14 protein-coding genes and 2 pseudogenes are annotated in these 14,194 nt (G+C 70.5%); 8 read left to right on the top strand and 8 right to left on the bottom strand.

Annotation, left to right across the window (positions count from 1 at the left end; all coding sequences use genetic code 11):
* Positions 1–38: 38 nt before the first annotated feature.
* The 4 genes from MU852_RS05665 to MU852_RS05680 all read right to left on the bottom strand — a co-directional run bounded on the left by MU852_RS05665 (position 39) and on the right by MU852_RS05680 (position 3,472).
* Positions 39–470 (bottom strand): Ros/MucR family transcriptional regulator, encoded by a 432-nt coding sequence (locus tag MU852_RS05665; RefSeq protein WP_249751374.1) that lies wholly within the window; start codon positions 468–470, stop codon positions 39–41.
* 161 nt (positions 471–631) lie between these two features.
* Entirely contained in the window at positions 632–1,852 is a 1,221-nt protein-coding gene (locus tag MU852_RS05670; protein ID WP_249751375.1) for a DUF2336 domain-containing protein, read from the bottom strand.
* Between the two features lie 55 nt (positions 1,853–1,907).
* Complete coding sequence (gene cysK, locus MU852_RS05675) at positions 1,908–2,888, bottom strand: cysteine synthase A (protein ID WP_249751376.1); 981 nt, start codon at positions 2,886–2,888, stop codon at positions 1,908–1,910.
* Between the two features lie 101 nt (positions 2,889–2,989).
* Positions 2,990–3,472 (bottom strand): Lrp/AsnC family transcriptional regulator, encoded by a 483-nt coding sequence (locus MU852_RS05680; RefSeq protein ID WP_249751377.1) that lies wholly within the window; start codon positions 3,470–3,472, stop codon positions 2,990–2,992.
* 85 nt (positions 3,473–3,557) lie between these two features.
* On the opposite strand from MU852_RS05680, the gene MU852_RS05685 reads away from it, so the two are divergent.
* A complete protein-coding gene (locus MU852_RS05685; protein WP_249751378.1) occupies positions 3,558–4,445 on the top strand; it encodes an EamA family transporter in 888 nt (295 codons plus the stop codon).
* Positions 4,446–4,469: 24 nt separating this feature from the next.
* Here MU852_RS05685 and MU852_RS17775 read toward each other — a convergent pair whose 3' ends face one another.
* Positions 4,470–4,697: a hypothetical protein gene (locus tag MU852_RS17775; RefSeq protein WP_347342351.1), complete on the bottom strand. Its 228-nt coding sequence runs from the start codon at positions 4,695–4,697 to the stop codon at positions 4,470–4,472.
* The gene (locus MU852_RS05690; protein WP_347342352.1) at positions 4,698–5,933 is read right to left on the bottom strand and encodes a methyl-accepting chemotaxis protein; all 1,236 of its coding nucleotides are present in this window, start codon (positions 5,931–5,933) and stop codon (positions 4,698–4,700) included. It lies immediately after the preceding gene.
* A 175-nt stretch (positions 5,934–6,108) separates the two neighbouring features.
* On the opposite strand from MU852_RS05690, the pseudogene fliI reads away from it, so the two are divergent.
* From fliI to MU852_RS05710, 4 genes and pseudogenes are all read left to right on the top strand, one after another.
* Positions 6,109–7,454, top strand: a pseudogene (gene fliI, locus MU852_RS05695) (flagellar protein export ATPase FliI).
* A gap of 6 nt (positions 7,455–7,460) precedes the next feature.
* The gene (locus MU852_RS05700; protein ID WP_249751379.1) at positions 7,461–7,871 is read left to right on the top strand and encodes a flagellar export protein FliJ; all 411 of its coding nucleotides are present in this window, start codon (positions 7,461–7,463) and stop codon (positions 7,869–7,871) included.
* Positions 7,872–8,036: 165 nt separating this feature from the next.
* Positions 8,037–9,095, top strand: a complete 1,059-nt coding sequence (locus MU852_RS05705; RefSeq protein WP_249751380.1) for an endo-1,4-beta-xylanase — start codon at positions 8,037–8,039, stop codon at positions 9,093–9,095.
* Positions 9,096–9,136: 41 nt separating this feature from the next.
* Positions 9,137–9,853 (top strand): annotated as a pseudogene (locus tag MU852_RS05710) (oxygenase MpaB family protein); the annotation flags it as partial.
* 252 nt (positions 9,854–10,105) lie between these two features.
* Here the strand turns inward: MU852_RS05710 and ctrA are convergent.
* Entirely contained in the window at positions 10,106–10,807 is a 702-nt protein-coding gene (ctrA, locus tag MU852_RS05715; RefSeq protein WP_249751381.1) for a response regulator transcription factor CtrA, read from the bottom strand.
* A 362-nt stretch (positions 10,808–11,169) separates the two neighbouring features.
* Between ctrA and MU852_RS05720 the strand changes: the two genes are divergently transcribed.
* The 3 genes from MU852_RS05720 (at position 11,170) to MU852_RS05730 (ending at position 13,067) form a co-directional block, all read left to right on the top strand.
* Positions 11,170–11,508, top strand: a complete 339-nt coding sequence (locus tag MU852_RS05720; protein WP_249751382.1) for a chromosomal replication initiator DnaA — start codon at positions 11,170–11,172, stop codon at positions 11,506–11,508.
* A complete protein-coding gene (locus tag MU852_RS05725) occupies positions 11,505–12,236 on the top strand; it encodes a DUF6456 domain-containing protein (protein WP_249751383.1) in 732 nt (243 codons plus the stop codon). Before MU852_RS05720 ends, MU852_RS05725 begins: the two co-directional genes overlap by 4 nt.
* 84 nt (positions 12,237–12,320) lie before the next feature.
* Positions 12,321–13,067, top strand: a complete 747-nt coding sequence (locus MU852_RS05730) for a hypothetical protein (protein WP_249751384.1) — start codon at positions 12,321–12,323, stop codon at positions 13,065–13,067.
* 3 nt (positions 13,068–13,070) lie between these two features.
* Here the strand turns inward: MU852_RS05730 and MU852_RS05735 are convergent, their stop codons facing one another.
* Positions 13,071–13,739: a hypothetical protein gene (locus tag MU852_RS05735; RefSeq protein ID WP_249751385.1), complete on the bottom strand. Its 669-nt coding sequence runs from the start codon at positions 13,737–13,739 to the stop codon at positions 13,071–13,073.
* Positions 13,740–14,194: the final 455 nt, after the last annotated feature.

The raw sequence follows: 14,194 nt of genomic DNA on the forward strand, positions 1-14,194 counted from the left end.
TGGCGGAAGCGGGCGTCCGTCGCCGGAAATGTTCCGACTTACTTCTTGACGCGGGCGGCGCGGGCGGGTTTGCGGCCGCCCTGGCCCAGGCCCATCTGCTTGGCCAGTTCCGAGCGCGCCTTGGCGTAGTTCGGCGCGACCATCGGATAGTCCTTGGGCAGGCCCCACTTGGCCCGATACTCTTCCGGGCTCATGTCGTACTTGGTGCGCAGGTGGCGCTTCAGCGACTTGAACTTGCGGCCGTCTTCCAGGCAGATCAGGAAGTCCGGGTTGATCGACTTGCGGATCGGCACCGCCGGTTCCTTGGGCTCGGGCTCCGGCTCGACCGGGCCGGCCGACACGCCCGACAGGGCGGCGTGGATGCTGGCGATCAGGGTCGGCAGGGTCTCGGCCGAAACGGTGTTGTTGCCGACATAGGCCGACACGATGTCCGCCGTCATTTCGAGCAGTTCAGGCTTTTCTTCTTCCATTCGTCCGATCTCTTCCGTGATTCAACGCGCTCGACCGGCCGCCCCCGTCGAACTTCTTTGCGGTGCTTAGGCAGGTTTGCGGACAAAAGCAATCGCGGGCCCGGATCGACTGCGTCATTTGACAGGCTGCTGACGAGAAAGTGCGTCTTCGGCCGCTAACCTTATCGTCCCAAGTCTTCGCCCAGGATCATCATCGCGGCCCATTCGGGTGCGGAATATTCGTCGACCGCATCCTCCTCGCCCTCGCGTATGGCGCGCATCAGTTCGGGCGTCAGGGCCGAGGACAGCGACCAGTTCCAGTATCGCAATACAGTCTGGGCGCGATCCACCGCCAGCATCTCATAGGTGATCTGCACCCGCTCCCAGTCGGGGTGGGCGGCGCCGTCGGCCAGCCGCTCGGGCCGCCGCATCGAGCGCCACAGGTGGTGCAGGTCGGTGCGCGACAGGCCGGTGGCCTTGCACAATATGGCCAGGGGCTCGCCGCCCGGATCGCCCAGGATCTTGGCGCCGGACAGAGGCTTGATGCCGGACAGATAGGCGATCTCGGTGGCGGTCTGGCGCGACAGGCCGTCGCGCGCGGCCACGGCGACCGCCTGCTCCAGGTCGTCGAACGGGCTCTTGCCGATCGCGGCGCGGTTGCGCTGGCGGCGCTCGATGAACTGCAGGGCCTTGCGCGCCACCGGGTCGGCCCAGCCCTCTTCCGCGGCCAGGGCGAAGACGTCCTCGGACACCTCCTGCATCACTTCGCGCGAGACGGCGAACCGCTGCAGGATGGTGCGCCGATCCTCGGGCCCGCACCACCAGAACATCACATAGGCGCCGGCAGGACGCAGCTCGGGGCGCTTGAGCAGGGGCGCGCTGAGGGCCGGATGCTGGCGGGTCAGGGCCACCACGGCCTCCAGCCCGACCTGCGACAGGCGCGCCGTGGCGTTGCGCAGCACCGCCTCGATCACCTCCATCTCGCCGAAGCTGAACAGGGTCTCGGTGACGATCTCCGACAGGCCGCGGCGCGAGGCCATCATCAGCCGGTGCTCGGGCCCGGCGTCGCGCGCGCAGCCGATCAGATCCGCGTCGGTCAGCGAGGCGCACTGTTCGATCAGCAGGCCGGCGATGGCCGGCTCGTCGCGCAGCAGCAGGCGGCTGACGCTGTTGGGCAGCTCGGCCAGGGGCGCCAGGCGCGCGGCCACGCGGCGGCGCTCCTCGGGCGTGGCCAGGCGCAGCATCTCGACCAGCAGGTCGCCGGTGACGGCGCGCTCGAAGGCGTTGACCCGGCTGGCCGGCAGCGAAACGACGTCGGCCAGCCGCTTGAGCAGGGCATGGCGGGCCCGCAGCGGCGCGGGGCTGGCCGTCTCCTCTCCGAACAGGGCCGAAGCGTCGCTCATCGCCTCCAACCTAGAGGCGAACCGTTAACCGGGTGTGAGAGCGGAAGAAGGGCGATCAGAGCCCCTCGAACAGGGCGGTCGACAGATAGCGTTCGGCGAAGGAGGGGATGATGACCACGATGGTCTTGCCGGCGTTCTCTTCCCGCGCCGCCAGGCGGAAGGCGGCGGTCAGGGCCGCGCCCGAACTGATGCCGACGGGGATGCCTTCGACGCGGGCGACCTTGCGGGCCATGTCGAAGCTGTCGTCGTTGGAGACCTGCTCCACCCCGTCCACCACCGAGGCGTCGTAGATGGCGGGCACGAAGCCCGCGCCGATGCCCTGGATCTTGTGCGGGCCGGGCTGGCCGCCCGACAGGACCGGAGAGGCCTCGGGCTCCACCGCGATCATCCTGACCGAGGGCTTCCTGGCCTTCAGCGCCTGGCCGACGCCCGAGATGGTGCCGCCGGTGCCGACGCCGGCCACCACGATGTCGACCGCGCCGTCGGTGTCGTTCCAGATCTCCTCGGCGGTGGTGACCCGGTGGATCGCCGGATTGGCCAGGTTCTCGAACTGCGACGGGCTGACGGCGTTCGGCGTCGAGGCCAGAAGCTCGTCCGCGCGGGCGATGGCGCCCTTCATGCCCTTCTCGGCCGGGGTCAGCTCCAGCTGCGCGCCCAGCAGGGCCAGCATCTTGCGGCGTTCGATCGACATGCTCTCGGGCATGCACAGGATCAGCTTCAGCCCCTTGGCGGCGGCCACGAAGGCCAGGGCGATGCCGGTGTTGCCGCTGGTCGGCTCGATCAGGACCGTGTCCTTGTCGATCCTGCCCGCCTGTTCCAGCGCCTCGACCATGGCCACGCCGATCCGGTCCTTGACCGAGGCGATGGGATTGAAGAACTCCAGCTTGGCCAGGACCGTCGCCTTGGCGCCGTATTCGGCCGACAGCTTGGGCAGGCGAACGACGGGCGTGTCGCCCAGGGTGTCGACGATGGACTCATAGACCTTGCCGCGCCCCTTCTTCAGGTGGCGGGAGGCGTCGTAGCTGAAGTCGGACATGGTCGGGTCTCCGTGATCTGGGCGGCCTATACAGATAAGCCCTGGATGTAACGCGCAAGAGCGCGCCGTCGATGATTTCTGCGCGGCCCTTTCAGCCGGGCTCAGCGCCGCAAGGCGCGGCGCGCGGGGTCGAAGCCGACCACTTCGCGGATCACGATCATGCTCTGGAACGACCGCACCCCCGCCTCGGTCGTCAGTTCGCGCAGGCAGAAGGCCTCGTAATCCTCCATCGAGGGGACGGCCACGGTCAGCAGATAGTCGGTCTCTCCGGTCACGTCCCAGGCGGCCTGGATCTCCGGGCTGGCCTTGAGGGCGCGTTTGAAGGCCTCGGCCGTCTTGCGCTCCTGGGTGTTCATCTCGACCTGGACGTGCAGCACGATGCGCGGCTCGACCCGCGCGGGGTCGATCACCGCCACGTCGGCGACGATGACGCCCTGGGCCCGCAAACGGCGCAGGCGACGCAGCACCGCCGATTCCGACAGGCCGACCGCCTCGGCCGTCACCCGCGCCGGCTCCAGGTTGTTGCGGCGGACCCGTTCGATCAGCCGGTGGTCGAACGCGTCCAGGGTGACGAAACCCGTCATTTCGCGACCTTTCGTGACGAAATCAGTCGCTGACGAAGCGGAAATCGCCGGGAAGCGCAAGCGGGATTCCGCTACCTGTCGGGGCATGACCGCCCTGCCCCTGCGCCAGTCCCCGCCCGCCCCCGTCCTGCCCTATGTCGCCCTGGTCGTCGGCATGCTGTCGCTCAGCATCGGCACCACCTTCGCCAAGGGTCTGTTCCCGGCCGTGGGGGCCGAGGGCGCCACCGCCTATCGCGTCGGCCTGGCGGCGATCCTGCTGCTGGCGGTGTGGCGGCCCTGGCGGCTGCGCTTCAGCCGCGCGGACCTGGTCGGCCTGGCGCTCTACGGCGCGGCGATCGGCGGGCTGAACCTGTGCTTCTACCTGTCTTTGAAGACCATCCCCCTGGGCGTGGCCTTCGCCATCGAATTCGCCGGGCCCCTCAGCCTGGCGCTGATCTCTTCGCGCAAGCTGATCCATTTCGTCTGGGTGGGGCTGGCGGTGCTGGGCCTGGGCCTGCTGTTGCCCCTGTCCGGCGCCGGCCAGGCGCTGGACCCGACCGGCGTGGCCCTGGCGGCCGTAGCCGGGGTGTTCTGGGCGCTCTACATCGTCTTCGGCAAGCGGCTGTCGCACATCCATCCTGGCCCGTCGGTGGCGATGGGGATGAGCGTGGCGGCCCTGGTCGTGCTGCCGTTCGGGGTGGCGCACGCCGGCGCGGCCCTGCTGTCGCCGTCGATCCTGCTGGCGGGACTGGCCGTGGCGGTGGCCTCCAGCGCCATCCCCTATTCGCTGGACCTGTACGCCATGCGCCACATCCCCAGGCGGACCTTCGGCGTGCTGCTCAGCGCCGAGCCGGCGGTCGGCGCCCTGGCCGGCCTGGTGCTGCTGCACGAACATCTCAGCGGCCAGCAGGCCCTGGCCATCGCCGCCATCGTCGCCGCCTCGGCCGGCGCGGTCCTGACCACGCGTCGGGCGCCGCCCGCCCTGCCGGAGTGACCGGCGACGACCGGCGATCGGGCCCTAGAACTCTTCCCAGTCGGATGTCGCGGCGGCGGCGGCGCGGCCCCCGGCCACGGCCCGAAGACGGGCGGGTTCGCGCGACGGCCGCGGAACGGGCGCCGTCTCGGCCGCGCCCGTCTGGAACCGGCCGACCTGATCGGCCAGCTGGCTGGCCTCGGCCTTCAGATTGGCGCAGGCGGCGGTGGTCTGTTCGACCATCGCCGCATTCTGCTGGGTGACCTGGTCCATCTAGTTGACCGCGGTGTTGACCTGGGCCAGGCCCGTCGCCTGCTCCTGGGCCGAGGCGGCGATCTCGGACACCAGGGCGTCCATCTCGGCCACCTTGACGACGATGTCCTGAAGCGCCGCCCCCGTTTCGTCGACCAGTCGAACGCCGTCGGCCACGGCGGTCGTGGAGGCGCCGATCAGGGCCTTGATCTCCTTGGCCGCCTCGGCCGAGCGCTGGGCCAGGGCCCGGACCTCGGACGCCACCACGGCGAAGCCGCGTCCGGCCTCGCCCGCGCGGGCCGCCTCGACCCCCGCGTTCAGGGCCAGAAGATTGGTCTGGAAGGCGATCTCGTCGATCACGCCGATGATTTCGCCGATCTGGCCCGACGTCCGGCGCACGCCGTCCATCGCCGCCACGGCCTGGCGCACCACCTCGCCGGAGCGATCGGCCTGCTGGCGCGCGCCGGCGGCGGCGGCCGAGGCCTGGCGCGCGCCCTCGGCGCTGCGGCCCACCGTGGCGGTGATCTGGTCCAGGGCCGCAGCCGTTTCCTCCAGGGAGGCGGCCTGCTGTTCGGTGCGGCGCGACAGGTCGTCCGACGCGCTGGAGATTTCGTCGGCCCCGCCGCGCAGGGCCGCGACCGCCTGCAGCACCTGGTCCAGCGCCTGGCGCAGACTGTCGACCGCGCCGTTGTAGTCGTCCTTGATGCGCTGGTGGGCGCCGGCCATCGGCTGGTCGATGCGCGCGGTCAGGTCGCCGTGGGACAGTCGATCCAGCACCCCGGCCAGGGCCTCCACCAGGGAGCTCTGGGCCTGTTCGGCGGCCAGGCGGTCCGCCTCGTTGCGCGCCGCCTGCTGCTCGGCCTCGGTGATGTCGACGGCCAGCTTGATGACCTTGGTCGGGCGTCCGTCCGGGCCGAACACGGGATTGTAGGAGGCCTGCAGCCAGACCTCGCGCCCGCCCTTGGCCAGGCGGCGGAACTTGCGGGCCAGGAAGCGCCCCTCGTTCAGCTCGCGCCAGAAGGCGGCGTAGTCGGGCGAGGCCGCCTCGGCCGGGTCCATGAACATCCGGTGGTGGCCGCCGCGGATCTCGTCCAGCGTATAGCCCAGGGTCGACAGCAGATTGGTGTTGGCGTCGATGATCGTGCCGTCGAGATTGAATTCGATCACCGCCTGCGACCGCTCGATGGCGGCCATCTTGCCTTCCAGATCGGCCAGCCGGCCGTCGTTGGGACCCGGTACGCGACGCCGTGAGAACATCCTGGCCTCCCCAGACCGTTGGATGATGAGCGACGGATGGTCGCACCCAATCCTTGACAAATCGTTTCTCGCCCAGGTTGCAGGTGAATGTGCGTACCCGCGGTCGGCCGCGCCGATCTTCACGGCGCATTAACCACGATGGCGCAAACGCTCGGGGGCTGTTGTGGGGTCCCGTTTGCGCAATCTCGTCGCCGCCGTCGAAGCGATCGATCCGCTGGTCGTGACCGGCAAGGTCGCGGGCGTGAACGGCCTGCTGATCGAGTCGCGCGGCGGCCTGTCGCGCCTGGCCGTCGGCGCCCGGGCCGAGATCGGCCGGCGCGGCCACGCCCCCCTGCCCGCCGAGGTCGTGGGCTTCCGCGACGCCAAGGCGCTGCTGATGCCCTTCGGCCCGGTCGAGGGCGTGGCCCCCGGCGCCGACATCAAGATCATCGACGCCGCCGCCAGCGTGCGCCCCACCACCGCCTGGCTGGGCCGGATCGTCGACGCCTTCGGCGAACCGATCGACGGCAAGGGTCCGCTGCCCCAGGGCCGGCGCCCTATCCGCTGAAGGCCCCGCCCCCGCCGGCCCATTCGCGCGGCCGGGTGGGCGAACGGCTGGATCTGGGCGTGCGCTCGATGGACGTCTTCACCACCACCTGCCGGGGCCAGCGCTTGGGCATCTTCGCCGGGTCCGGCGTGGGCAAGTCGGTGCTGCTGTCGATGCTGGCGCGCCAGGCGACCTGCGACGTGGTGGTGGTCGGCCTGATCGGCGAACGCGGCCGCGAGGTGCGCGAGTTCATCGAGGAGACCCTGGGCGAAGAGGGGCTGAAACGCGCCGTGGTGGTGGTCGCCACCTCGGACGAGCCGGCGCTGAAACGGCGCCAGGCCGCCTATATGACCATGGCCGTGGCCGAGTTCTTCCGCGACCAGGACCTGGAGGTCCTGTGCCTGATGGACAGCGTCACCCGCTTCGCCATGGCCCAGCGCGAGATCGGCCTGGCGGCGGGCGAGCCGCCGACGACCAAGGGCTACACCCCCACCGTCTTCACCACCGAACTGCCCAAGCTGCTGGAACGGGCCGGGCCGGGGCCGATCCGGCCGGACGGCACGACGGCCGGGCCGATCACCGCCCTGTTCACCGTGCTGGTGGACGGCGGCGACCATGACGAGCCGATCGCCGACGCGGTGCGCGGCATCCTGGACGGCCACATCGTCATGGACCGCAAGATCGCCGAGCGCGGGCGCTTTCCCGCCATCGACGTGCTGAAGTCGGTCAGCCGCACCCTGCCGGGTTGTCAGACGCCGCCCGAGCGCGAGTTGAACAAGCGCGCCCGCCAGTGCCTGAGCGCCTATGCGAACATGGAAGAGCTGATCAAGATCGGCGCCTATCGCGCCGGCGCCGACCCCATCGTCGACCGCGCCATAGCGCTGAACCCGGCGCTGGAGGATTTCCTGGGACAGGACAAGGACGACGTCACGCGTCTTACCGATTCCTTTACCCGGCTGGAGGCAATCCTGAACCAAGGCATGATCAGGGAGTAAGTACACATGACCGCCTGGGCCCAATCCCTGATCCGAATCTCCAACTACGAGGTCGAGACGCTGCAGAAGCGCCTGGCCGAGATCGCCGAACGCCGCGGCGGCGCCGAGATGAAGCTGGCCGTGCTGGACGCCGAGGCCGAGGGCGAACGCGCCCGCGCCCGCGCCGACGCCGAGGCCGGCATGATGCTGGGCGCCTATCTGGCCGGCTGGAAGAACCGCCGCGCCGCCGCCGAGGGCGCCCTGACCGAGATCGAGGCCGAAGAGGCCGGCGCCCGCGACGCCCTGACCGGCGCCTTCGAGGCGCTGAAGAAGTTCGAGCACGTCGCCGAGGCGACGCGGCTGGAGAGGCTGGTCGCCCGGGCCAAGCGCGAGACGGCGGCGTTCGACGAAATGGGCCTGAGAAGGCGTGCGGTGTAGGCGCACGATTTCTCCCTCCCCCTGCGGGGGAGGGTGGCTGAGCCGCCAGGCGAAGCCGGGTGGGGAGGGCCGCGCGCCGCGTTCTCCGTTCATCCCGCATCGTCGGGCCGCCCCCACCCGGTCGCTGCGCGACCACCCTCCCCGGGACGGGGAGGGAGAAAGCCTGTGATCGACCGCCGCACCGTTCTGGCCTCGACCTTCGCCCTCGCCGCCTGCGACCGGTTCGCCTCGGCCGAGCCGGCGCCGGTGGCAATCCCCCCGCTGAAGTCCGCCTGCCCCGCCCCGTTCGGCGCGGCGGTGAAGGCCTATCTGCTGGACGATCCCGACTGGGTCGCCCTGGCGCGTACGCAGGTCTCCCAGCTGACGCCCGAGTGGGAGATGAAGATGGAATACGTCCTGGCCGACGGCCTGAAGCGCCCGAACTTCGACCGGTCCGACCGCATCGCCGCCTTCGCCGCCGCCAACGGCATGGCCCTGCACGGCCACGCCCTGATCTGGTACGCCCAGGGCGAGCAGGCGTTCGCGGGACTGAGCGGCGCCGCCTTCGACCGCGCCTTCGACGGCTATATCGCCTCGGTCGCCGGCCGGTATCGCGGCCGGGCGCGGGGCTGGGACGTGGTCAACGAGCCGATCCTGGACGACGGTTCGGGCCTGCGCGACTGCCACTGGTCGGCCCGCTACGGCCACGACGGCTACATCCTGCGGGCGTTCGAGAAGGCGCGGGAGGCGGACCCCGAGGCGGTCCTGTTCCTGAACGAATACAACCAGGAAAGCATCCCGGCCAAGGGCGCGCAGTTCCTGCGGCTGGTCGAGCGGCTGCTGAAGGCGGGCTGTCCGCTGACCGGCCTGGGCCTGCAGTCGCACCTGTGGATCGACGTCGAGGAGGGCGCCATCGCCCGCCTCATGGGCGAGGTCGCGGGGTTCGGCCTGCCGCTCCACGTGTCCGAACTGGACTGCACCCTGCGCACCGACAAGCGGCTGGACCTGCGGTCCCAGTCCGAACGGATCGCGCGCCAGACGGCGCGGGTGACGGAACTGGCCGCCGCCTTCGCCGCCCTGCCGGAGGCCCAGCGCTACGCCTTCACCGTCTGGGGCCTGCGCGACACCGACAGCTGGTACCGCCAGGGCGAGAAGGACGACGGCAAGGACAAGCCCCTGCCGTTCGACAGTTTCGGCCGGCCGAACCCGATGGCGGCGGCCTTGGTCCAGGGGTTCGGCGCCTAAGGGAGCGGGAACCGCCCGCCGCCCCCGCCCGCTTTGGCGTCATGACCGCCCTGGCCCTGCCCTCTCCGATCCAGCGCCGCGTGGAGGCCGCCGCCGGCGCCTTCCTGCGGCCCGCAGGCCTGCCCGAGATCGACTTCGCCCAGCCGGCTGGCGAACCGGCGCTGGTTCCGGCCGACTCCGTCTCCTGGCAGGTGTTCAAGAACCCGGTCAGCCTGTTCATCGGCGGCGTGGCGGCGGTGATCCTGGAACTGGCCGAGCCGCGCGTGCGGGCCGGGGTCTGGGACCACACCAGCTTCCGCACCGATCCGGTTCCGCGCCTGCAACGCACCGGCCTGGCCGCCATGGTCACCGTGTACGCCGCCCGGTCCCAGGCCGAGGCGATGATCGCGGGCGTCAACCGCCGCCACGCCCGCGTCACCGGCCAGGCCGACGACGGCCGCGCCTACGCCGCCGACGACACCGATCTTCTGGACTGGGTGCAGGCGACCGCCGGCTACGGCTTCGGCGAGGCCTATCACCGCTTCGTGCGCCCGCTGAGCCCGGCCGAGCGGGACCGCGCCTGGGCCGAGGCCGCGCCGGCCGCCCGGCTGTATGGCGCGACCGGCGCCCCGACATCGCAGGCCGAATGGCAGGCGCAGCTGGCGGCCATGACGCCGCGCCTGAGCGCCTCGCCCGTGGTGTTCGAATTCCTGGACATCATGCGGCGCGCGCCGGCCCTGCCCCGCCTTGGCCGCCCGCTGCAGCACCTGCTGATCCGGGCCGCCGTGGACCTGACGCCTGCGCCGGTCGCGCGGATCGTGGGGCTGGAGGCGCGCCACGGACTGAACGGCTGGCAGGCGGGCGCGGTGCGCGCCGCCGCCCGCGCGCCGATCGGCTGCCGCTGCGCGACGCGCCGCCCGCGCGGGCGTGTGTCCGCCTGGGATTGCCGCCGGACTGGCTCTACCGCTGACGGCGGAAAGGAAAACGCCCGCCGTTTCCGGCGGGCGCTTCGTGGTCTCGACCCGGATGGATCAGGCGGCGGCGCTGGCCGAGCCCTCGGCCGGGTCGCGCAGGACGTAGCCGCGGCCCCAGACGGTTTCGATGTAATGCTTGCCGTCGGCGGCGGTGGCCAGCTTCTTGCGCAGCTTGCAGATGAAGACGTCGATGATCTTCAGCTCGGGCTCGTCCATGCCGCCGTACAGGTGGTTCAGGAACATTTCCTTGGTCAGGGTCGTGCCCTTGCGGAGCGAGAGCAGCTCCAGCATCTGGTATTCCTTGCCCGTCAGGTGCACGCGGTGCCCGTTCACCTCGACCGTCTTGGCGTCCAGGTTCACGGCGATGTCGCCGGTGTGGATGATCGCCTGGGCATGGCCCTTGGAGCGACGGACCACGGCGTGAGTGCGGGCGATCAGCTCGTCCTTGTGGAAGGGCTTGGTCAGATAGTCGTCGGCGCCGCCGCCGAAGGTCTTGACCTTGGTCTCGATCTCGTGGCTGCCCGACAGGATCATGACCGGGGTGTTGATCTTGCCGTTCCGAAGCTGGCGCAGGACCTCCAGGCCGCTCATGTCCGGCAGGTTCAGATCAAGCAGGATCAGGTCGTAGTCGTAGATCTTGCCCAGATCGATGCCTTCTTCGCCGAGATCGGTCGTGTAGACATTGAAGCCTTCCGACTTCAGCATCAACTCGATGCTCTGGGCCGTCGCGTGATCGTCTTCAATCAACAGGACGCGCATTCGTGCCCCTCCAGGCAAAGCTTGACGTTAAGCACCCGCACCAACGGCCGGGTAACCTTGTTCGCAGGTTAAGATAGGAAAACCTTAAGAAGGGTTAACGCCATCCGATTGAGTCGAATCCTAGGCTGATTTGCGAATCGGCGTCGAGAGTCGCGAGTCAACGATTCGAAATTTATTAACCATGATTTCGAACCCCCGCCGCCCAGGCCGCCTTTCGCCCCGATCGCAACCCCAAGTCACGCAAGGCTCCACGTCCGATATTGACGCGAGATAGGATGATTTTCCTATTACAGGCGCCGGCCCCGGTAAGATGGCGCCCTGGATGTTCGAGACGGAGGCGTTTTGCGATGGAGGAATACAGGGTGCCGGTCAGCGCCGAGGACCGGGTGCGGGCCGGGGTGGCCATGCATCTGGTGGCGGCGCGCACGGGGGCGCGACCGGACCGGATGATCGGCGGCGGGCGGCTGGATCCGCGCACGTCCAAGGCGCGCTGGCTGGCCATGTACCTGTCGCACGTCGCCTTCGGCTGGACGCTGGAGAGGGTCGGTCATGTGTTCGGCCTGAACCGGGCGACGGCGGGCGCGGCCTGTCGCTGGGCCGAGGACGCGCGCGACAGCCTGGCCATCGACGACCTGCTGAACGAACTGGAGACCTGCATCCAGGCGCTCTACCAGGCCCCGCGCTGCGAGCTGGCGCAATGAGCCGCGCGGTGGAGCGGGCGCGCCGCCTGCTGGCGCGGCCGGGCGCCTGGCTGGGCGTGGAGGGCGCCGGCTACGGCCTGCGGCTGGGGCCGGACCGGCGCGCGCGGGTCAATCTGAGCCTGACCGAGGCCGAGTTCCTCGCCCTGGTCGATCGGCCCGGCCTGCGCGCCCGGCCCGAGGGCGGCTGGACGGCGCGCCCCGCCGGTGAAGCGGACGCCGCCCCGCCCCCGCCGGGGCGTCCCGGCGTGATCGCGGGGACGCGCGCGGTGATCCAGGCCGACGGCCGGTTGGCGTCCCTGCCCGCCAATCTGGGCGAAAGCCCCGTCGCCTGGCTGGCCCGCAGGAAGGATGCGGCCGGGCGGCCGTGGCTGACCCCGGCCGAGGCGGCCGCCGGCGAGCGGCTGCGCCAGGACGCCGAACGGGCGGCGGGCGGCGCCTCGCTGACCATGCGCTGGGACGCCCTGCCCCGGGCCGCCTCGGGCACGGCCGCGCGGATCGAGCCGGGCGAGCGGGTCCTGTCGGCGGCGCGCCGGGTGGACCAGGCCCTGACCGCCGTCGGCCCGCGCCTGCGCCCCATCGTCAGCCGCATCTGCGTCCACGGCGACAGCCTGAAGCTGGCCGAGACGGGCCTGGGCCTGCGCCGCCGCCAGGGCAAGACGCTGCTGAAGCAGGGCCTTCAGGCCCTGGCCGAGCATTACGGGATCGGAGGGGTGAAGGATGAAGCCTAACAATGCTTTGCGAAACCAAATAGGCTGGCCGGCGTTCGCCTGAGGACCGGTCGCTGGGGCCGGACCGGCCCCGGAGCCTTCGCCATGCCTTCGCGCTTCCTCACCGCCGGCGTCGCCGCCGTCACCTTGTGCGCCGCCCTGCCCGCGGTCGCCCAGACCCCGTCGGCGCTCAGCGACCTGGTCGACGCCCGCGCGGGACAGGCCGAGGCGGAGCTGAACCGACGCGGATACCAGGCCACGGACCGATCGGAGGTGGTGGCGGGCGGCCGCCTGACCTATTGGCGGCGCGGCGACGAGTGCGTCGCCATCATGACCCGCGACGGCCGCTACGCCTCGATCAACCAGGCGGGACGAGGCGAGTGCGGGTCCGGCCGCTCTTCCGGTTCCAACACGGGCGCGGTCGTCGCGGGCGTCGCCCTGGTCGGCCTGGCCGCCGCCCTGGCCGCCCACAACAGCCGCCGCCACGATCGCAGCGATCAGCACGACAGCGAATATGAGCGCGGCTACCAGGCGGCCCTCTACGGCGCCGACTATGACGATCGTCACGAGACCGAGGGCTATCACGAGGGCTATCTGGCGGGCGAGGCCGAGGCGAGCAACCGTCGCCATTCCAACAGCAGCTGGGTGCGGGGCGCCCCGGACGCCGCCCGCCAGGCCTGCGCGCGTCGCGCCGATGAGTTCCAGAACCGCCCCTACGGCTCCAGCGTGCCGATCGGCGTGCGCGACCTGGGCCGGGGCGAGTTCGAACTGACCATGGCGACGGGCTCATACCGGTCGCTGTGCACGGTTTCGGCGTCCGGCCAGGTGCGGGAGATGAACCCCTACAACTGACGCCTACAGCATCGCGATCGGGATCAGCAGCGCCAGCAGATAGGCCAGCGCCCGGACCGTCGCCCACAGGCCCAGCAGGGCGGCCTTCACCCAGCCGACGGCCAGCCGCCTGCGGAACCAGGCGGTCTGGACCGCCTGGAACCAGAGGAAGCCGCCGGCGATGATGGCGGCGCCCACGGCGTTGGGCAGTTCCGGCCTCTGGAAGACCACCGTGCCGATCGAGACGCTGGCGGCGCACAGGGCCGCCAGGTAGCACTGGGCGTAGAAGGGCGCGCGCAGGGTTTCGCGGCTGATCCGTCGCCCCTGCCGGTGCAGCAGGCTGGCGGCGGCGACCAGGGGGATCAGGCTGAACGCCAGCGAGCGGAACAGGATCAGATTCTGCGGCGACGCCGCCACCGCCTTCATCGCCTCGGAGGCTTCGGGCGGGGGCGGCACATGGGCCGCCAGGGCGACCAGGTTGACCAGCACCAGGGTCGCCAGCAGGAACAACGGCGGGCTGAGGGCGTCGTCGTAGCGGCGCTCTTCGGGATCGCCCTGCTCGCGATCCGAATATTCCATGGCCGCCAGCGGATCGCGCACCACGCGCCACAGCGTCATCGGATAGAAGATCAGCCAGCTGGTGGCCTCGAAGATGAACTCCTCGAAGGAGCGCAGGATCTTGAGCAGGTCCAAGGCGTCCTCCGGCGGATGCGCGACGTCAGCCTCGCAGACCTTCACACTGGTTTCAACGCCGGGTCACCCCGCCAAGGTGCTGCCTGCCCGCACGCAACACCGCCTTGCCGCGGCCGGAGCGCCGTGATCTAGCTAGGACATGCGACGGTTCGCGAAGGCAGTTTTCCTCGGCGCGCTTGCAGGCGCGGCTCTCCCCTCGCTTTTCACCATTGGGCTAGCAACGATGATGCTTCCGGAGGTGGTGCAGGGCGCCTACGGGCCGTGGCAAGCGACCAGCCTGATTGTCCTGCCCTTCCTGGTATCGCTTCTTATCGTGTTGGTCTCGGCGACTATCATTGGGTTGCCAGTCGCCGCGCTGCTTAGGCGGCTAGGGTGGGAGAACCAAAATGCCTACAGCGTGATCGGCGCGGCAGCTGGCGCTATCATTCCTTTACTGCTCCTGGCTCTAACGCAGG

Origin of the sequence: Brevundimonas albigilva (assembly GCF_023503965.1) — a bacterium.
Taxonomy (GTDB): domain Bacteria; phylum Pseudomonadota; class Alphaproteobacteria; order Caulobacterales; family Caulobacteraceae; genus Brevundimonas; species Brevundimonas albigilva.